Here is an 18,613-nt window from a genome sequence, read left to right on the forward strand (position 1 = left end):
GCCCACTGGGCGCCGGGGGCTCGTAAGGGCCGAGGCAAGGGATTCCGACGGGTCCGACAGGTTCGAAGGGTCGGTTCCGGAAGGTCAGCTCTGGTAGGGCACTGCCTTCAGGATCTTCACGTTGGCGCGCTTGCCGTTGGGCAGCTCGTACTGCGCGTCCGCGCCGACCTTCTTGCCGCTCACCCCGCTGCCGAGCGGAGACTGCGGCGAGTAGGTCTCGATGTCGGAGCTGGCGTACTCGCGTGACGCGAGCAGGAAGGTCAGCGTGTCGTCCTCGTCGCCGTCGAAGGCGATGGTCACGACCATGCCGGGCGCGACCGCACCGTTCGCCGCCGGAGCCTCGCCGACCTTCGCGTTCTCCAGGAGCTGGGTCAGCTGGCGCACACGGAGTTCCTGCTTGCCCTGCTCCTCCTTGGCGGCGTGATACCCGCCGTTCTCGCGCAGGTCGCCCTCCTCGCGTGCAGCGGCGATCTTGGCGGAGATCTCCGTGCGCGCAGGACCAGTAAGGTGCTCAAGCTCGTCCTTGAGCTTGTTGTACGCCTCCTGGGTGAGCCAGGTGACGTTCTCGCTGGTCTGGGTCACAGGTGCTCCTCGTAGGTACTGGGAATACAAAGCAACGCCCTACCAGAAGAATGTTCCTTCACGGATGGGCGAAACCACGAGCCTAACAATTCAGCGGCGACAGGGGGAGGACATAAGCCATCAGAAAAACGTCAGCGCAGGTCAGCACTTGTGTGATGAGTGTGACCCCACTGATGACCCCCGCTGATGGCCCCACTGATGACCCGGCCGGCGGCCTCAGTCGCTGTGACAGCCGAGCAGCTCGGCCGTGGTCCCCTGGGACGTCGTACGGAGTGTGACGAGCCGGTCGATGCGGGTGGCGTCACCGTCGAAGCGGAAGTCGGCGCGGCCGACCTCGGCACCGTTCTCGGCCTGGGAGCGGACCGTGCAGTAGCCGTTCGTGCCGGAGTCCTTGCGGACCTCCAGATGCACTTTGACCGAGTCGTCGTACGTCTTGAAGGTGATGATCTCGGCGCTGATCTTGTTGCCGACGACGTAGTGGTAACCGAACCAGCCGACCACGACGAGCAGTACCGAACCGAGGACAGCGGCGACGATCTTGAGCTTGCGGTCGGCCCGCTCGTCCGTGGAGCGGCCGTACCGTCCCTCGGGCAGTCGCGTGCTCGCCGTACTCATGATCGTCCTCTCCGCGAAGGCCCGGAAAGCCGGGCCCCGGAATTATTGGCCGCTCGGTTCGGTCACTATAGAAGCCGCTCATCGCACCCGCTCACACCGGATGCCGACTTACGAGGATTGAGTCTTGACTGACCAGCTGCGACTGATGGCCGTGCACGCGCACCCCGACGACGAGTCGAGCAAGGGTGCGGCCACCATGGCGAAGTACGTGTCCGAGGGGGTGGACGTGCTCGTCGTGACCTGCACGGGCGGGGAGCGCGGGTCCATCCTCAACCCGAAACTGCAGGGCGACAAGTACATCGAGGAGAACATCCACGAGGTACGCAAGAAGGAGATGGACGAGGCCCGCGAGATCCTCGGCATCAAGCAGGAGTGGCTCGGTTTCGTCGACTCCGGCCTGCCCGAGGGCGACCCGCTGCCTCCGCTCCCCGAGGGCTGCTTCGCCCTGGAGGACGTGGACAAGGCGGCCGGGGAACTGGTGAAGCAGATCCGCTCGTTCCGCCCGCAGGTGATCACGACGTACGACGAGAACGGCGGGTACCCGCACCCCGACCACATCATGACCCACACGATCTCGATGGTGGCCTTCGAGGGCGCCGCCGACCCCGAGACCTACCCGGAGTCGGAATTCGGCCCGGTGTACCAGCCGCGGAAGCTGTACTACAACCAGGGCTTCAACCGGCCGCGCACCGAGGCGCTGCACAACGCGCTGATCGAGCGCGGCATGGAGTCGCCGTACGGGGACTGGCTGAAGCGGTGGTCGGAGTTCGAGCGCACCGAGCGCACGCTGACCACGCATGTTCCGTGCGCCGATTTCTTCGAGATCCGCGACAAGGCGCTGCTCGCGCACGCCACCCAGATCGACCCCGACGGGGGCTGGTTCCGGGTGCCGATGGAGCTTCAGCGGGAGGTCTGGCCGACGGAGGAGTACGAGCTCGCGAAGTCGCTCGTGGACACTTCCCTCCCCGAGGACGACCTCTTTGCGGGCATCCGCGACAATGCCTGACATGAGCGCAAGCGCAAGCCTGGCAATGACACATCTCCTTCCGTTCGCGGCGGAGGTCGACGAGGACAAGGTGACCCCCGGTGTCCTCGGCTTCATCGTGTTCGCGGTGATGGCTCTCGCCGTGTGGGCCCTGATGAAGTCCATGAACAAGCAGATGGGCAGGATCGAGTTCAAGGAGGCGCCGGACCCCGAGCAAACCCCCGCCGCCACCAAGGAAACGGCAAGCGGGGCGGCCAACGGAGCGGCCAGGGGATCGGCCAAGGGTTCCGCGCAGGACTGAGGCCGCACCGGGTGCCCTGCACCCGGTGACCGTGCCTCCCGCCCTACCGCCGGCCTGCCGCCGCCACCGGCACCCCCATGACCTCCCGGGCGTGCCGGTTCGGGATCATGCCCAGGCGCCACCCCTGCCAGCCCGACTCCAGGGCCACACCGCGCTCCAGGAGGAGCTGGTAGGCGTCGACGAAGTCGTCGAGCTTGTCGTCGCGGGACGGGTGGCGGCTGCGGGAGAGCTGGGACAGCTCCTCCTGGGCCACCGCCGTGCCGATGTCGACGCCGCCGGGGGCCGCGTACGGCAGCAGGGTGCAGCGCAGGAAACGCGCCCAGTCCTCGCCGCGCCGGTCGCCGTACGAGGTGAACAGGCCGATCGCCTCGTCGCACAGAGCCAGCGCCTGCTGGGTGCGGGCGTTGCCCGCGTCGACGATCGCGAGCTCCAGGCAGGTCCAGGCCTCGCCGTGGGCCACCCCGATGCGCTGGAAGTCGGCGCGGGCGTCCACCAGGAGCTGGCGGGCGAAGCCCGAGTTGCGCAGCGAGCCCGTCTGGACGGCCCGCTGGTCACGGGTGACGCGGGCCGAGTGATGGCGGGCGCAGGCCAGGCCGTAGACGTCCCGGATGCGGGAGAACATCGTGCGGGAACGTTCCAGCTCGCGGACCGCCAGATCCAGGTTGCCCGTCTCCTCCAGGGACTGGCCCAGGTAGTAGACCGACCACGCCTCGCCGCGCGCGTCCTCGTTGTCCCGGTGCACGGCCGCCGCCCGCCGCAGCCCGTCCACCGCCGCCGACGCGTCCCCGGCGACCAGCCGGGCCCGGGCCAGCTGGGTCAGGGCCCAGGCCTCGCCACGGGCGTCGCGCGTACGGCCGTACAGATCGAGGGCCGTGCGCAGTTCGGACTCGGCGCGCGGTACGTCGCCCATCCGCAGGCCCAGTTGACCGAGCTGGAAGTGGGCCCACGCCTCGCCGTGGATCGACTCGCCCTCCTTGTGCAGGACCAGGGAACGGGTCAGCAGGTCCCAGGCCTCGGCGAGGCGGGAGCGGTCACGCTCGACGGCGGCGAGGGCGTGCATCGTCCAGGCGCGGTCGGTCGCCAGTTCGGGCGCCTGCTGGAGGTCCAGGGCCTCCTGGAGTTTCGCCGCCGCCTCGATCAGGTTGCCCTGGTGATGCAGCGTGATGCCGAGCGAGCACAGGGCCCGGGCGGCGCCCGCGTCGTGGTGGGCCTCCATGTACAGCTCGACGACCGAGGTGAGCGTTGTGCGTGCCTTGTCCAGCTCGCCCAGCTGACGGGCCGCGATACCCGTACGCCACTGCACCGAGCGGACCAGCAGCCCCTGGTCCACCGACTCCGCCAGCTCACTGATCTCGCCGAGCCGGTAGAGATCGCCGCGCAGCAGGCAGTAGTCGCACAACGCGCCCAGCAGGTTGAGTACGGCGGCCTGGTTGACGCCGTCCGCGTGCCGCAGCGTCGCCGTGATGAAGCTCGACTCGTCGTCCAGCCAGCGCAGCGCCTCGTCGAGGGAGGTGAAGCCGTGCGGGCTGAAGCGGTCCGAGCGGGTCGACATGTTGCCGTCGACCAGGCGCAGCACCGAGTCGGCCAGCTCGCCGTAGCTCACGATCAGGCGTTCCTGCGCGGCCGTGCGCTCCGCCGGTTCCTCCTCGTCCTGGAGGCGGGCCTGCGCGAAGGCACGGACCAGGTCGTGCAGGCGGTAACGGCTGCCCCGGACATGGTCGATCAGGCCCGCGCGGGCGAGCGCGTCAAGCTGACGGGTCGCCTCCGTCCGGTCCGTGGCGAGGAGGGCAGCGGCAGCAGCCGCGCCGAGCGAGGCCCGGCCTGCCAGCGCCAGCCTGCGCAGCAGCCGCCGGGCCTGATCCGACTGGTCGGTGTAACGCAGCCACAGCACCCGCTCCACCGGCTCGACCGGGCCGTACGCGCCCAGGTCGGCGGCCAGCCGGCGCTGGCTGCGCGGGCCCAGCGAGGAGCCCGCGACGCGCAGCGCCAGTGGCAGCCCGCCGCACAACTCCCTTATCCGCTCGGCGGATTCGGCATCGTACGGACTTGATCCCGACCCCGGCTCGGCCTGCGCGGACGCGTTCAGCAGCTCCTCCGCGCCCGCCGCGTCCAGGGGCTCCACTGGCAGCTGATGGACCCAGAAGGGCAGGTCTGCCGGAAGGGCGAGAGGCTCGCGGGCGGTGACGATGACGAGGCTGTCGGAGCGCTCCGGGATGAGCGTGCGGACCTGCTCGGGGTCCTGGGCGTCGTCCAGGACGATCGTCACCGGGACCCCGGTGAGATGCTGGTTGTAGAGCTCGGTCAGCCTTCTGACCTGCTGGTCCGGTGAGGAACGCTCGCGGAAGAGCGACTGTTCGCGGGAGGCGCCGAGCCGGTTGAGCAGGTACAGAAGGGCGTCGCGGGTGGGCAGCGGCGGCTCCTTCGGACTGTCGCCGCGCAGATCCACCACGCACGCGCCCCGGAACTGGTCCCGCAGATCGTGCGCCGCGTGGATGGCGAGCGCGCTGCGGCCACTGCCGGACGCGCCGTGCAGGACGACCAGGGTCGGCCGGGTCTCCGTACTCGCCCGGGCCGCGTGCACCCACTGCCGGATACGGGCCAGTTCCTGCCGTCGGCCCGCGAACGGCTCGTCCGGGTCCGGGAGTTGGGCGAACGACTGATCGAGGACGCTACGCGTGCGGGCCGCCGCGCTCTTGTCGCTGCCGCGCAGCCTCGGCCCCGACTTCTTCGGCCCGGTGGACGCGCTGAGCACCCGCTGCTGGTCGAGGAACGGCCGGATGCCGCGTACCTCCAGCGCCGTCAGCCAGGTCAGCCGCAGCTGTTCGGGCCCGCCGGGCTGACTCACCGCTCCGGCCCGGTGGTGGGCGGCCGGCAGATGGGAGGCGGTCACCTTTAGGACGGTCGCGGCGGCGCCCACGACACCCACGGTCAGCGCCGCCCCCACGGCGGTGCCTGTGCCGGTGCCGAGCGCCAGGTCGGCGATGCCTGCCGCGAGCGCGGCAACAGCCGCCACCAGCAACGGAGTTCCGGCACCCTCCCGGGCGTAGCGCTGCCCGAAGGTGAGCTGCCCGGCCTTCGCCTCGTCGAGCGCCCGCGTGTACGCGGCGTACTCCTCCGCGGACGACTGCGCCATGGTGTCCAGCGCCCCGCGCGCCCGGGTGAGCAGCGCACCCCCGTCCGTACGCCCCCCGGACTGCCGCACCTCTTCCTCCACGGCCCGGCCCAACAGCCGCTCGGCTTCCGCCCGGTGGCTGTCCCGCATGGTGTCCCCCTCTGACGTCACCTGCTTTGCCTATGAGTGTCCGTCGCGGAAGGCAAGAGCGCGAGAGGGCCAACGATCAGTGGAGCCGGGTCCGTGACGTTCGAGTGGCTCGCTCGTTCATCCGTATGTCGAGATCATTATCGATCCGGGGGTGTGGAAAAGCGTGATGAGAGTCGACCGGCCGGACTGATTCCGGTTGTTTCCTATGCGCGGACGTCCGAGGACATCCGCCAGCGTGACGGACACGGTGTGCGCCATCAGTTGCTCATCAATGAGCGGACCGCGCACGAACATGGCTGCAGGGTGGTCGAGGCCTACAGCGACAACGGCCTCAGCGCGTCCAGGGCAGGGATCGTGCGGCCTGAGTTCAACCGTCTGGTCGCCGACCTGGTGCGTGGGCACACCGACAGCGGACAACAGATCGAAGGGGTCGTCTGCGTCGCGGACGACCGGCTGTATCGCCGGGCGGAGGATCTTGCACAGTTCTTCGAGGCACTGACCTGTCGGCCGGGACGCGTTTACGTCGATGCGGAGGGCGTCCGAGATCCGTACTCGCAGGATGGGTTGATGCAGGCCGTGCGCTCGCTGAACGCGGCGATCACGGAAACGCGAATCCGGAGCAGGAGGCTGACGGACTGGCACTGGGCGCGCGCCGTCGAGGGGGTGCCGCACAGCGGGCCGCGTCCCTTCGGCTGGCGGGAGGACAGGATCACTCTTCACCCGGATGAGGCCCAACTCGTCGAGCAGGCGATCACGGACCGCATCGAAGGGAAGGCGATCCGGGCCATCGCGCGGGACTGGTGTGATCTCGGAGCCACCGGCACCCGTGGCGGTAGACCCAACGCCCAGACGGTCACACAGATCCTCACCGCGCCCAGGGTGTGCGGATACCGGGCGAACAGGGGTGAGCTGCTGCTGATGCCGGAGACGCGGCAGCCCGTACTGGGCCAGTGGGAACCCATCGTGGCCCCAGATCAGTGGCAAGCAGTATGCGGGACGTTTTCGCCCGGCAGTCTCTACCTGCACAGGGGCAGTGGTGCTCCGAGACTCACTGGGAAGAGGAAACCTGCCCCCAGTCGCCTCGCCACTGGCTTTCTCCGCTGTGGGGCGGAGCGCCCCGACGGCACGATGTGCTGCGGAGCGATGTGCGCTCAGAAAGGGAGAAGCAAGCGGAGTCCCTACGTCTATGCCTGCCGTAGCTGCGGGCGATGTGCCATCAGCGGACCGTTGGCCGACGAGACCCTGGAACACCTGCTGTTTCCCGAAACTCCGGAGCATACGAGGCTGCCCGAGTCTGTGCGACAACGCTGGCAGTCCGGCGAGATGAGTCTTGAGGAAAAGCGAGGAGTCATCGCGTCCGTCCTCACCCATTGCATCGTCCGACCTGGGATGAAGGGAAGCCGTGTGTGGGACTACTCGCGGCTGGAACCCGTCCGACGCTGAGGGGATCGGGTTGCGTCGGTGGGCGTGACCTTATGAGAAGTGGCCGTCGCACGGTTGGCCGGGCCCGTCCGGCAGGATGGACCCCATGCCGAACCGACTGGCCCATGAGACGTCCCCCTATCTCCTCCAGCACGCCGACAACCCGGTCGACTGGTGGCCCTGGTCGGCCGAGGCCTTCGCGGAGGCGCGACAGCGGGGTGTTGCCGTACACCTGAGCGTCGGCTATTCCAGCTGCCATTGGTGTCATGTCCTAGCTCGCGAGAGCTTTGAGGACGAAGCAGTCGCCGCTTTCATGAACGAGCACTTCGTGAACATCAAGGTCGACCGCGAGGAGCGTCCCGACGTCGACGCCGTCTACATGGAGGCCGTCCAGGCGGCGACCGGACAGGGCGGCTGGCCCATGACGGTGTTTCTCACGCCGGACGCCGAGCCCTTCTACTTCGGTACCTACTTCCCGCCCGAGCCCCGCAGCGGCATGCCCTCCTTCCGGGAGGTGCTGGAGGGGGTCCGGGCCGCCTGGACCGACCGGCGGGACGAGGTCTCCGAGGTCGCAGGGAAGATCACACGGGACCTCGCCGAGAGGGAGCTCCAGTACGGCGGCACCGAGGCGCCCGGTGAGGAGGAGCAGGCGCGGGCGCTGCTCGGGCTCACCCGGGAGTACGACGCCCAGCGCGGCGGATTCGGCGGCGCCCCGAAGTTCCCGCCGTCCATGGCCCTGGAGTTCCTGCTGCGGCACAGCGCCCGTACGGGGGCCGAGGGGGCGCTGCAGATGGCCCAGGACACCTGCGAGCGCATGGCCAGGGGCGGGATCTACGACCAGCTCGGCGGTGGCTTCGCCCGGTACTCCGTCGACCGGGAGTGGGTCGTGCCCCACTTCGAGAAGATGCTGTACGACAACGCGCTGCTGTGCCGTGTGTACGCCCATCTCTGGCGCGCCACCGGTTCCGAGCTCGCCCGGCGCGTCGCACTGGAGACCGCCGACTTCATGGTGCGTGAACTCCGCACGAACGAAGGGGGGTTCGCTTCCGCGCTCGATGCCGACAGCGACGACGGGGCAGGCAAGCACGTCGAAGGTGCCTACTACGTGTGGACGCCGGCCCAGCTCACCGAGGTGCTCGGCGACGAGGACGCGGAGCTTGCCGCGCACTACTTCGGCGTGACGGCGGACGGCACCTTCGAGGAGGGCGCATCTGTTCTCCAACTTCCGCAGCACGAGGGCGTGTTCGACGCCGAGAAGATCGAGTCCGTCAAGGCGCGATTGCTCGACGCCCGTCGCGAGAGGCCCGCTCCCGGGCGGGACGACAAGGTGGTCGCCGCGTGGAACGGGCTCGCCGTCGCCGCGCTCGCCGAGGCCGGCGCCTACTTCGAGCGGCCGGACCTCGTGGACGCCGCGCTGGCCGGCGCCGATCTCCTCGTACGGGTTCATCTGGACGACCGGGTCCACCTCGCCCGTACCAGCAAGGACGGTCAAGTCGGAACGAACGCCGGGGTGTTGGAGGACTACGCCGATGTCGCCGAGGGGTTCCTCGCCCTTGCCTCCGTGACGGGGGAAGGGGTGTGGCTGGAGTTCGCCGGATTCCTGCTCGACCATGTGCTCGTGCGGTTCGTCGACGCGGAGTCGGGTGCCCTGTACGACACCGCCAGTGACGCCGAGCAGCTCATCCGGCGGCCTCAGGATCCGACCGACAACGCGGTGCCCTCCGGGTGGACGGCCGCCGCGGGGGCGCTGCTCGGGTACGCCGCCCAGACCGGTTCCGAGCCCCATCGGGCCGCCGCCGAGCGGGCGTTGGGGGTCGTGAAGGCGCTCGGTCCGCGTGTGCCGCGGTTCATCGGGTGGGGGCTCGCTGTCGCCGAGGCGCTGCTCGACGGGCCCCGGGAGGTTGCCGTCGTCGGGCCGGCGCTCGATGATCCGGCCACAACTGTCCTGCACCGTACGGCACTTCTGTCCACCGCTCCGGGTGCTGTCGTCGCGGCGGGGACTGCGGACAGTGACGAGTTGCCGTTGCTCGGCGGGCGGATTCTCGTCGGCGGTGAACCGACCGCGTACGTCTGCCGTAACTTCACCTGTGACGTTCCGACGACCGATCCGGAGCGCCTGCGCGTCGCGCTGGGCGGCTGAAAGATGCCCCAACCAGGGTGAACCGGGAGAGAACGCGGCTTCCTGCGCCGCGTTCGGCGGGCTGGATTTACGGATGTGTTCCGATACATCCGGCTAGAGGCTCCACCGTTCGGAAACATGCTATTTATCGGAAGAGTTCGCCCCCTTCACACTCCTCCCCTAGGTTCGCCACCGGAACGCGGCAGGGGTAACTCCCTGTCGCGACAGGGGGTATGGGATCTGGGGGGATCTGTTGCTCACATCTGTCTTCATCGCTGCCGTTTCGCTGGCCCTGTTCTGGATGGCCGCCTTCACCTTGTGGTGGCAGATGCACGCCTGGCGTACGCCGGAAGTGCTTGCCTCCACCCGATTCAACAGACCGGACGGCGGTGAGGGACTGTCGTTCTCGCTCCTGCTGCCCGCCCGGCACGAGCAGGCCGTCCTGGACCACACCATCCAGCGCCTCCTCGAATCCGGTCATACCGACTTCGAGATCATCGTCATCGTCGGGCACGACGACCCCGAGACCGCGGCGGTGGCCGATCGGGCCGCCGAACGCGACGCGCGCGTCCGGGTCGTCGTGGACACCCACGAGAGGAAGAACAAGCCGAGGGCCATGAACACGGCGTTGCCGCACTGCCGCGGCGACATCGTCGGGGTCTTCGACGCGGAGGACCAGGTCCACCCGGAGCTGCTCTCCCACGTCGACCACGCGTTCCGGACCACCGGCGCGGACGTCGTCCAGGGCGGTGTCCAGCTCATCAACTTCAACTCCAGCTGGTACAGCCTGCGCAACTGCCTGGAGTACTTCTTCTGGTTCCGGTCGCGGCTCCATCTGCACGCGCAGAAGGGGTTCATCCCACTCGGCGGCAACACCGTCTTCGTACGGACCGAGGTGCTGCGGGACGCGGCCGGCTGGGACCCCGACTGCCTTGCCGAGGACTGTGATCTGGGCGTACGGCTGTCCAGCGTCGGCAAGAAGGTCGTCGTCGCCTACGACTCCGACATGGTGACCAGGGAGGAGACCCCGGGCTCGCTGATGTCGCTGCTCAAGCAGCGCACCCGCTGGAACCAGGGCTTCCTTCAGGTGTACCGGAAGGGGGACTGGAAACAACTCCCGGGATTCGGGCAGCGGTTGCTTGCCCGCTACACCCTGATGACGCCCTATCTCCAGGCGATCTCCGGGGTGGTGATCCCGCTCAACGTGGCTGTCGCGCTCTTCCTCGACGTGCCCGTCGGGGTCGCGTTCATCACGTTCCTGCCGCTCGTCACCGCCATGGTGACCTTCGTCTTCGAGCTCGTCGGACTGCACGACTTCGGCAAGCAGTACGGGCTCCGGGTCCGTCCCGTCCACTATCTCAAGCTCGTCGTGGGCGGCCCCTTCTACCAGGTGGTCCTCGCCGGGGCCGCCGTGCGCGCCGTGTGGCGTGAGCAACGCGGCCGCAGCGACTGGGAGTTGACCAGTCACGTCGGCGCACACCTCAACTCCGTTGAGTTCCGAGAGGATGTTCCCGCGTGACTTCCACCCTCCCCGCGGTGACCACGGTTCCCAAGGTCCCCGCACAGCGGCAGCCTGCGCCCGAAATTGGTTCCGCGCCTCGGGAAACTCCGTCGCCGAGCCGCTGGGGCCGCCTCCGATCCGCCCGCCCCGACCTTCTGACCTGCGGTCTTCTGCTCGTGGTCATCATGGTCGTGCAGGGCTGGAACATCGCCGACTATCCGACCCTGAGCGACGACGAGGGCACCTACCTCGCGCAGGCGTGGGCCGTGCAGCAGGGCAAGGGCCTCGCCCACTACACGTACTGGTACGACCATCCGCCCCTCGGCTGGATCCAGCTGGCCGCCCTGACCTGGATCCCGTCACTGTTCAGCCCCGACTCGATGACCGTCGGCTCGATGCGCGTCGCGATGCTGCTGGTCAGCGCGGCCAGCGCGGTCCTCGTCTACGTCCTGGGGCGCCGTCTGTCACTGCCCCGCTGGGCCGCGGGCCTCGCCATGGCGCTGTTCGGACTCTCGCCGCTGTCGGTCGTGCTCCAGCGGGAGATCTTCCTCGACAACATCGCGGTGATGTGGGTGCTGCTCGCCTTCACCCTCGCGGCCTCCCCGAGCCGTCACCTGTGGCACCACTTCGGCGCCGGTCTCGCGGCTGCGGCGGCGGTGCTCACCAAGGAGACGGTGCTCGTCATCCTGCCCGCCCTGCTGGTCACCATGTGGCGGCACGGCCACCGCGACACCCGCAAGTTCGCGCTCACCGGGGCCATCACCGCCTGCGCCCTGATCGGCCTCTCCTACCCCCTGTTCGCCCTGCTCAAGGGCGAGTTGTTCCCGGGCGGCGGCCACGTCTCGCTGTTCGACGGGCTCACGTACCAGATGACCAGGCCCGGTTCGGGTTTCATCCTCGACAAGGGCTCCGGCTCGTACGGCGTCCTGCAGTCCTGGCTCTACTACGACCGTGTGCTGCCCCTCGGGGGCCTCGCCGGCGCCCTGCTCCTCATCGCCTCCTGGCGCTGGTCGGTGACCGCCCGTGCACTCGCCGGACCGGCCCTCACCGTCGGCATCCTCGCCCTGGTCGCGATGCGCCCCAGCGGCTATCTGCCCGCGATGTACGTCATCCAGGCGCTGCCCTTCCTCGCCCTGGTCCTCGCCGGAGGCATCGCGAGCGTCGCCCACGCGGTACTGCGCCGGCGGCGCGCCGAAGGAGAGAAACGGCGACTCACCTGGGTGCGGTACGCGGTTGCCGCGGTCCTCGTCGCCGCGTCGGCCGCGTACGTCGTGCCGCGCTGGTACGACGGTGACCGTACCGCCCTCACCGCCGACGCCAACGCCCCGTACCGCGCCGCCTCCAGGTGGCTCGCTACCGAGGTTGCCGACCCGGCGCACACCCGGGTGCTCGTCGACGACGCGCTCTGGCTCGACCTCGTGCACGCGGGGTACAAGCCCGGGCTCGGCGTCATCTGGTTCTACAAGGCCGACCTCGACCCGGCCGTGACGAAGACGATGCCCAGGGGCTGGAAGGACCTGGACTACGTCGTCGCCTCTCCGACAGTACGGCGCGACGCGGTCGATCTGCCCAACGTCAAGGCCGCGATGGACCATTCGACCCCGGTGGCCACCTTCGGCACCGGTGACGACCGGATCGAGATCCGCCATATCGAGGCCACGGGAGGCGTCGTCCGATGAGCAGCTTCGAAAGCACTGTCCCCGGTGAACTGGGCGATCCGGCCGTACGCGCGGCGGAAGTGGCGGAGCCCGGTGCCGTCACCATCGTCGTACCGACTTTCAACGAGTCCGCGAACATCGGGGAGTTGCTGCGCCGGATCACCGAGTCGGTGCCGTCGCGGCTGCCCTGCGAGGTCGTCTTCGTCGACGACTCCACGGACGACACGCCCGCGGTGATCTCCGAGGCCGCGCAGGACTGCCCGTTCCCCGTCACCGTCATCCACCGCGAGGAGGCGGTGGGCGGGCTCGGTGGCGCGGTCGTCGAGGGCATCAAGGCGGCGACCTCCGACTGGATCGTCGTCATGGACGGCGACTGCCAGCATCCGCCTTCCCTGGTACCTGAGTTGGTGGCCACCGGTGAGCGGGCCAACGCCGGGCTCGTGGTCGCCTCCCGGTACATCAAGGGCGGCAGCCGGGCCGGGCTCGCGGGCAACTACCGCGTGGCCGTGTCCCGTTGCGCGACCTGGCTGACCAAATCCCTGTTCCCGCGCAGGCTGCACGGCATCAGCGACCCGATGAGCGGGTTCTTCGCGATCCGGCGCAGCGCGGTCACCGCCGACATCCTCCAGCCCCTCGGCTACAAGATCCTCCTCGAACTGGCCGTCCGCAGCCGCCCCCGCGAGGTCACCGAGGTCCCCTTCGTATTCCAGGACCGATACGCCGGCGAGTCCAAGTCCTCGGCCCAGGAGGGCCTGCGATTCCTGCGCCATCTGGTCGGCCTGCGCTCCGCCTCGCCCGCCGCCCGCATGGTCGGCTTCGGCCTGATCGGCGCCACCGGCTTCCTGCCGAACCTGCTCGGGCTGTACGGGCTCACCGCGACCGGTCTGCACTACGTACCGGCCGAGATTCTCGCCAACCAACTGGGCGTCGCCTGGAACTTCCTGCTCATCGAGCATCTGCTGTTCCGCGACCGCCGTCGGCACCGCCGCTGGTGGGACCGTGCCGGCCGGTTCGCGGTGATCGCCAACCTCGACCTCGTCCTGCGGCTGCCGCTCATCGCGCTGTTCGTGGACCGGTTCGGGATGGGCGTGCTGCCCGCCACCGCGCTCGCGCTGGTGACGACCTTCGTCCTGCGCTTCGTCGGAACCGAAGCGCTGGTCTATCTGCCGCGTCGGGGTCACCAGGGAGCCGCGTGCGAAAGCGAAGCAGCGAGGAGAGCCGCGTGAGACCGTTCAGCACATTCCGCACAGCAGGAAGAGCAGTAGGAAGAGCTGCGGGAAAACCAGCGGGAAAACCAGCAGGTAGATCAACTGTCCGAAGAAGAACTGCGTTTGTCGGGGTCGGGGCCCTGACCGCCGGCCTCCTCCTCACCTCGCCCCAGCCCGCGTCCGCCGCCAACCTCGTCCTCAACCCCGGCTTCGAGACGGTGGGCAGCGGCGACATGCCGTACTGCTGGGAGAAGTCCGGGTGGGGCGACAACGACTTCACCTTCTCCACCGTCACCGGCGGCCACTCGGGCTCGAAGGCCATGAAGGTCGAGCTGACCCGGCGGGTGAGTGGCGACCGCAAGGCGCTGATCACCGAGGACACGACCTGCGCGCCCGTGGTGACCGCGGGCAAGCAGTACGACCTCGGGCTCTGGTACAAGACGACCACCCCCGACGCGGCCATCACTCTGTTCCGGCACGACACGACGCTCGGCTGGCAGTACTGGACCGACCTCAAAACCCTGGAGATGCAGGGTAGTTGGACCCAGGCCACGGTCCGCACACCGGCGGTCCCGGCCGGCACCGACCGCATCACGTGGGGCGTCTCGGTGTACGGCACGGGCTCCGCGACGACCGACGACTACACGATGGAGCAGGTCGTCGACCCGGTCCCGCCCGCCACCTGCACCGGCACCGCCGAGGAGTGCGCCAACGGGAAGTGGACGGTGCTGCCCACACAGAACCCGGTCCGCTCCATGCACTCCGTCGTCCTCAACAACGGCAAGGTGTTGCTGATCGCGGGCTCCGGCAACAGCGAGGAGCAGTTCAACGCGGGCACGTTCACCAGCGCGGTGTACGACCCGGCCAACGGCACCTACAAGGTCATCCCCACGCCGAAGGACATGTTCTGCTCCGGGCACGTCCAGCTCCAGGACGGGCGTGTGCTGGTGATGAGCGGCAACAAGGCGTACCCGGTCGCGGGCGGGCACGGCTACGAGGGCTTCAAGGACTCGTACATCTTCGACCCGGTGACTGAGACGTACAGCAAGACGAACGACCTGAACGACGGTCACTGGTACCCGTCGGCGACCGCCCTCGGCAACGGTGACGTGATCTCCTTCGGCGGGCTCAAGGAGGATTCGACGGGTTCGGTGACCGCCGAGCTGTGGTCGGACGCGCAGCAGAAGTGGCTGCCGCTGTGGCAGGTCAACCAGACCTGGTCGTACTGGGGTCTCTACCCGTCGATGATCCTGATGCAGGACGGCCGCCTCTTCTACTCGGGCAGCCATGTCTTCGGCAACGGCACGCCCGGCACCGGGTCGGCGATCTACGACTACGCGGCCAACACGACGACCGCGATCTCCGGGCTCCAGAACAAGGACCAGCGCGACCAGTCGGCGAGTGTGCTGCTGCCGCCGGCCCAGGACCAGCGGGTGCTGACGCTGGGCGGTGGCAACATCGAGTCCAATCCGGACGCGGGCCGGCTGACCGACGTCATCGACCTCAAGGCGGCCAACCCCGCGTACGTGGCGGGTCCGCCGCTGCCGCAGGGCACGGTCGACCTCGGCAACGGTCCGGTCGCCGAAACCGGCAGCCAGGGCAAGATGTACGTCTCCGCCGTACTGCTGCCGGACGGCAAGGTGCTGGAGACCGGCGGCGCACTGCACAACCGGGCCAACCCGGTCTTCGAGTCGTCGATCTACGACCCGGCGGCGAACACCTTCGACCCGGTGGCCGCCGATCCGCAGGCCCGCGGCTACCACTCGTCGTCGTTCCTGCTGCCCGACGGCCGGGTGATGTCGACCGGTGACAACCCGGGCAACGGCACCTGGAACCACAACGTGTCGATCTACACCCCGCCGTACCTCCTCAAGGGCACGCGTCCGACGATCACTTCGGTGATCGACGGTGAGTGGAACTACGGCGACACGCAGCGCATCACGGTCGACCGCCCCATCGTCAAGGCGGAGTTGATCCGCCCGGCCGCGGTCACGCACTCCTCGGACCCGAACCAGCGGTTCGTGGACCTGCCCCTGTCGGTCGACGGCAACAACATCGACCTCAACGTGACGAGCAACCCCAACCTGGCCCCGCCCGGCTGGTACATGCTCTTCGCGGTCGACGCCAACGGCGTTCCCTCGGTGGCGAAGTGGGTCCACCTCCAGGGGCCGGCGGCACTGTCGTCGACGGCGATGTCCATGTCGATGCCCGCGGAATCCTCCGACGCGACCCCTTCCGCGCACATCCACTCCTTCGCGGACGGCCTGAAGGGCAAGGTCACCGGCCCCGGCAAGAAGCGTGCCTCGCAGCAGGTCAGCCCGACCCTCTCGGGCTGTGACCGCCACTACGGCTCGATCAACGTCTGCGTCCCGACGGTGTTCCCGGCGGAGGTCAAGAAGACGACGGCCGCCCGCTGCGCCTGGCTCAAGGCCAACGACTACGGCCGCCTGAAGATCAACGGCAAGGACGACCCCCTCGGCCTCGATCCGAGCCGCAACGGGGTGGCCTGCGAGAAACAGGACCTGAGGAAGAGCGCGAGGAAGTGAGGTAGCGGTAAGGGGACCGGTCCCCAACTACCGGAGGGCGCACCCGCGTTGGTGGGTGCGCCCGCCGGCAGTGACCGCAGCTCAGGAAGAGGTCCGCGTGGGCAGCCCGTGCTCGAAGACGGTCACTGTGCGGTCCAACAGGTCGGCCAGGTTGTCCTTGAAGTCGTTCTGCGCCCAGTAGACGGTGACCTCCGACAGGCCGCCGATCAGGGACATCGCGTAGACGCGGACCTCCAGGTCGGCGGGGTCGCGGCCGGTGCGTTCCGCGATGACGCGGCAGAGGAGGCGGCCGGTTTCGGACATGCTCTCGATCATGCGGGCACGCACCGCCGGGACCTCCAGCATCATTCGGCTGCGCAGCCGGGTCACCTCGGTCTCTTCCATCGAGCTGATGCCGACGGCCCGCTTCAGGACGTATCGCAGGGAGTCGATCCACGGTTCGTCCGCCGGGCGTGCGCGCAGTTCCTCCTCCAGCATGGAGTCGTACTCGTCGGTGAGGACGATGTCCTCCTTGGTGGGGAAGTAGCGGAAGACCGTGGACTGCGACACCTCGGCGAGCTCGGCGATCTGCTCGATCGTCGTGGCGTCGTATCCCTGGTGCCCGATCAGTTCGTACGTCGCGGCACGGATCGCCATCCGGGTCTTGATCTTCTTCCGCTCACGGAGGCCCAGCTGGGGGCGGTCGGCGAGGGGAGAGGTGCGTGCGGCCGTCATGCGTTCATTGTCGGCCATCGGGCTGGTCGGTAGCCATGTCAGGGGTGGAGGGCGTCGGGTTCGCCGACGCGGGCCCGGTGTGTGCCGGGGTGTTGGGGAGGAACGCCCCGGCCAGCATCGCCGCCGCCAGAGCCGCCACCCCGCTCACCAGCAGGACGACGCCCATGCCATGGACGTACGCACTGTTCGCTGAGGTCAGTAGCTGTGCCGAGCCCGTTCGCTCCGCGATCAGGTGGGCCGCCACCACCGAGTCGCCGGCCGTGTCCGCGGCACCGGCGGGCAGGCCCGTGACGTCGAGGCGGTCGCGGAACGTGCTCGCCAGCAGGCTGCCCAGCAGGGCGACGCCGATCGCGCCGCCCACCTGACGCAGCGTCATCAGGAGTCCGGAGCCACTCCCCGCGCGGTCGGCGGGCAGGGCGGCCAGGGCGCCGTCCATCGCCGGGACGACGGCGAAGCCGAATCCGAATCCGGCGATGGTCAGCCACAGCGCCGTGTAGCCGTAGCCCGCGTCGACCGTCGTACGGCTGCCCAGGATCGCCGCGAAGCTCAGGACCACCAGGCCGGCGGCCACCGTCGCCCGAGAGCCGAACCGGGCGCTCACGGGCTGCGCCGCACGGGCGGCCACCGACAGGCCGGCCATCAGCGGCAGCAGCCGTACGCCCGTGCCCAGCGCGTCACTGCCCAGTACCGCCTGGAGATACGGCGGCAGTACGAACATCAGGCCGGACAGGACGAACATCACCAGCGTCACCGCGACCGTGTTCAGCAGGAAGCCCCGCTGGGAGAGCAGCGTCATGTCGAGCATGGGGCGGGTGGCGCGGCGTTCGCGCAGGACGAGGGCCGTCAGGAGTACGGCCGCCGCGGCGAACAGGGTGAGGACCAGCGGGTCGGTCCAGCCCCGGGTGGGGGCCTCGATGATCGCGTAGATGAGCGCGCCCAGGCCCGTCACCGTGAGCGCGGTGGAGACCACGTCCACCTTGGGGGAGGCCGGGTCGCGGGTCTCGGGGAGGAGGAACACGCAGGCCGCGATCCCGATGGCGACCATCGGGACGTTGATCAGGAAGACCGAGCCCCACCAGAAGTGGTTGAGCAGCCAGCCGCCGATGATCGGGCCGAGCGGCATTCCGAGCGCGGAGCCGGCGGAGATGATGCCGACGGCCTTGGTGCGCTCGTGGGGCGGGAAGAGCGAGGGCAGGACGGAGAGGGCCAGGGGCATGACCAGGGCCGCGCCGACGCCCATCAGCGCTCGGGCCGCGACGATCCAGTTCACGTCACCCGCCAGCGCTCCGAGGAGCGACCCGGCGAGGAAGACGCCGAGCCCGGCGATCAGCATCCGGCGCCGCCCGAAGCGGTCGCCGAGGAGACCTGCCGGGAGCATCAGCGCGGCGAACACGACGATGTACGCGTCCGCCATCCACTGCTGCTCGCCGGTGCTCGCGCCGAGCTGCTCGGCCATCGTCGGCAGCGCGACGTTGAGGATCGTCATGTCGAAGCCGAGGACGAGCATGCTCGCGACCAGGGCGCCCAGGGCCCACCAGCGGCGGGGGTCGAGGGGTGGGGTGGTGTCTGTGCCGGTGTCCGGTCCAGTGACAGTAGCCATAAAATGAGAGTAGCTCTCAAAAGGTGGTGGCTGTCAATTGGATTGACTGTGAGGGTGCGGAAATCGGAGGTGAGGGCACAAAAAAATGGCCGCGACTCGG

General features: G+C 69.0%; 13 protein-coding genes. 8 read left to right on the forward strand and 5 right to left on the reverse strand.

Going from position 1 to position 18,613, the window contains the following annotated elements; all coding sequences use genetic code 11:
• Window positions 1-84: 84 nt before the first annotated feature.
• The gene (gene greA / locus G3I56_RS07730) at window positions 85-582 is read right to left on the reverse strand and encodes a transcription elongation factor GreA (RefSeq protein WP_164408110.1); all 498 of its coding nucleotides are present in this window, start codon (window positions 580-582) and stop codon (window positions 85-87) included.
• A 216-nt stretch (window positions 583-798) separates the two neighbouring features.
• Window positions 799-1,197: a DUF4307 domain-containing protein gene (locus tag G3I56_RS07735; protein ID WP_164408111.1), complete on the reverse strand. Its 399-nt coding sequence runs from the start codon at window positions 1,195-1,197 to the stop codon at window positions 799-801.
• A 124-nt stretch (window positions 1,198-1,321) separates the two neighbouring features.
• Here G3I56_RS07735 and mca point away from each other — a divergent pair, with 124 nt between their 5' ends.
• Both mca and G3I56_RS07745 read left to right on the forward strand, forming a co-directional pair.
• Complete coding sequence (mca, locus tag G3I56_RS07740) at window positions 1,322-2,203, forward strand: mycothiol conjugate amidase Mca (protein WP_203689375.1); 882 nt, start codon at window positions 1,322-1,324, stop codon at window positions 2,201-2,203.
• The gene (locus tag G3I56_RS07745; protein WP_164408112.1) at window positions 2,196-2,483 is read left to right on the forward strand and encodes a hypothetical protein; all 288 of its coding nucleotides are present in this window, start codon (window positions 2,196-2,198) and stop codon (window positions 2,481-2,483) included. Before mca ends, G3I56_RS07745 begins: the two co-directional genes overlap by 8 nt.
• Before the next feature lie 43 nt (window positions 2,484-2,526).
• On the opposite strand, the gene G3I56_RS07750 is transcribed toward G3I56_RS07745, so the two are convergent.
• Window positions 2,527-5,745 carry a tetratricopeptide repeat protein gene (locus G3I56_RS07750; RefSeq protein WP_164408113.1) on the reverse strand — a complete coding sequence of 1,073 codons (3,219 nt, stop codon included), beginning with the start codon at window positions 5,743-5,745 and terminating at the stop codon, window positions 2,527-2,529.
• 93 nt (window positions 5,746-5,838) lie between these two features.
• Between G3I56_RS07750 and G3I56_RS07755 the strand changes: the two genes are divergently transcribed.
• The 6 genes from G3I56_RS07755 (at window position 5,839) to G3I56_RS07780 (ending at window position 16,199) form a co-directional block, all read left to right on the forward strand.
• Window positions 5,839-7,188, forward strand: a complete 1,350-nt coding sequence (locus G3I56_RS07755; RefSeq protein WP_164408114.1) for a recombinase family protein — start codon at window positions 5,839-5,841, stop codon at window positions 7,186-7,188.
• Between the two features lie 85 nt (window positions 7,189-7,273).
• Window positions 7,274-9,307, forward strand: coding sequence for a thioredoxin domain-containing protein (locus tag G3I56_RS07760; protein WP_164408115.1), 2,034 nt, complete (start codon window positions 7,274-7,276; stop codon window positions 9,305-9,307).
• 232 nt (window positions 9,308-9,539) lie between these two features.
• Window positions 9,540-10,805 carry a glycosyltransferase gene (locus G3I56_RS07765; RefSeq protein ID WP_164408116.1) on the forward strand — a complete coding sequence of 422 codons (1,266 nt, stop codon included), beginning with the start codon at window positions 9,540-9,542 and terminating at the stop codon, window positions 10,803-10,805.
• Complete coding sequence (locus G3I56_RS07770; protein ID WP_164408117.1) at window positions 10,802-12,466, forward strand: phospholipid carrier-dependent glycosyltransferase; 1,665 nt, start codon at window positions 10,802-10,804, stop codon at window positions 12,464-12,466. The genes G3I56_RS07765 and G3I56_RS07770 overlap by 4 nt, the downstream gene beginning before the upstream one ends.
• Window positions 12,463-13,671, forward strand: coding sequence for a glycosyltransferase family 2 protein (locus tag G3I56_RS07775; RefSeq protein ID WP_164408118.1), 1,209 nt, complete (start codon window positions 12,463-12,465; stop codon window positions 13,669-13,671). Before G3I56_RS07770 ends, G3I56_RS07775 begins: the two co-directional genes overlap by 4 nt.
• Before the next feature lie 215 nt (window positions 13,672-13,886).
• On the forward strand, window positions 13,887-16,199 hold the full coding sequence (locus G3I56_RS07780; protein WP_239134776.1) for a galactose oxidase early set domain-containing protein: 2,313 nt from the start codon (window positions 13,887-13,889) through the stop codon (window positions 16,197-16,199).
• A gap of 81 nt (window positions 16,200-16,280) precedes the next feature.
• Here G3I56_RS07780 and G3I56_RS07785 read toward each other — a convergent pair whose 3' ends face one another.
• The gene (locus G3I56_RS07785; protein ID WP_164408120.1) at window positions 16,281-16,913 is read right to left on the reverse strand and encodes a TetR family transcriptional regulator; all 633 of its coding nucleotides are present in this window, start codon (window positions 16,911-16,913) and stop codon (window positions 16,281-16,283) included.
• 4 nt (window positions 16,914-16,917) lie between these two features.
• Window positions 16,918-18,513 carry an MFS transporter gene (locus tag G3I56_RS07790; RefSeq protein ID WP_164408121.1) on the reverse strand — a complete coding sequence of 532 codons (1,596 nt, stop codon included), beginning with the start codon at window positions 18,511-18,513 and terminating at the stop codon, window positions 16,918-16,920.
• Window positions 18,514-18,613: the final 100 nt, after the last annotated feature.

The sequence above is a fragment of the Streptomyces sp. SID12488 genome, assembly GCF_010548275.1.
Taxonomy (GTDB): Bacteria; Actinomycetota; Actinomycetes; order Streptomycetales; family Streptomycetaceae; genus Streptomyces.

Coding starts and splice junctions, on each gene's coding strand:
- G3I56_RS07735 (WP_164408111.1), bottom strand. CDS start 1,197: ATGAGTACGGCGAGCACGCGACTGCCCGAGGGACGGTACGGCCGCTCC.
- G3I56_RS07745 (WP_164408112.1), top strand. CDS start 2,196: ATGCCTGACATGAGCGCAAGCGCAAGCCTGGCAATGACACATCTCCTT.
- G3I56_RS07750 (WP_164408113.1), bottom strand. CDS start 5,745: ATGCGGGACAGCCACCGGGCGGAAGCCGAGCGGCTGTTGGGCCGGGCC.
- G3I56_RS07760 (WP_164408115.1), top strand. CDS start 7,274: ATGCCGAACCGACTGGCCCATGAGACGTCCCCCTATCTCCTCCAGCAC.
- G3I56_RS07775 (WP_164408118.1), top strand. CDS start 12,463: ATGAGCAGCTTCGAAAGCACTGTCCCCGGTGAACTGGGCGATCCGGCC.
- G3I56_RS07780 (WP_239134776.1), top strand. CDS start 13,887: ATGCCGTACTGCTGGGAGAAGTCCGGGTGGGGCGACAACGACTTCACC.
- G3I56_RS07785 (WP_164408120.1), bottom strand. CDS start 16,913: ATGACGGCCGCACGCACCTCTCCCCTCGCCGACCGCCCCCAGCTGGGC.
- G3I56_RS07790 (WP_164408121.1), bottom strand. CDS start 18,513: ATGGCTACTGTCACTGGACCGGACACCGGCACAGACACCACCCCACCC.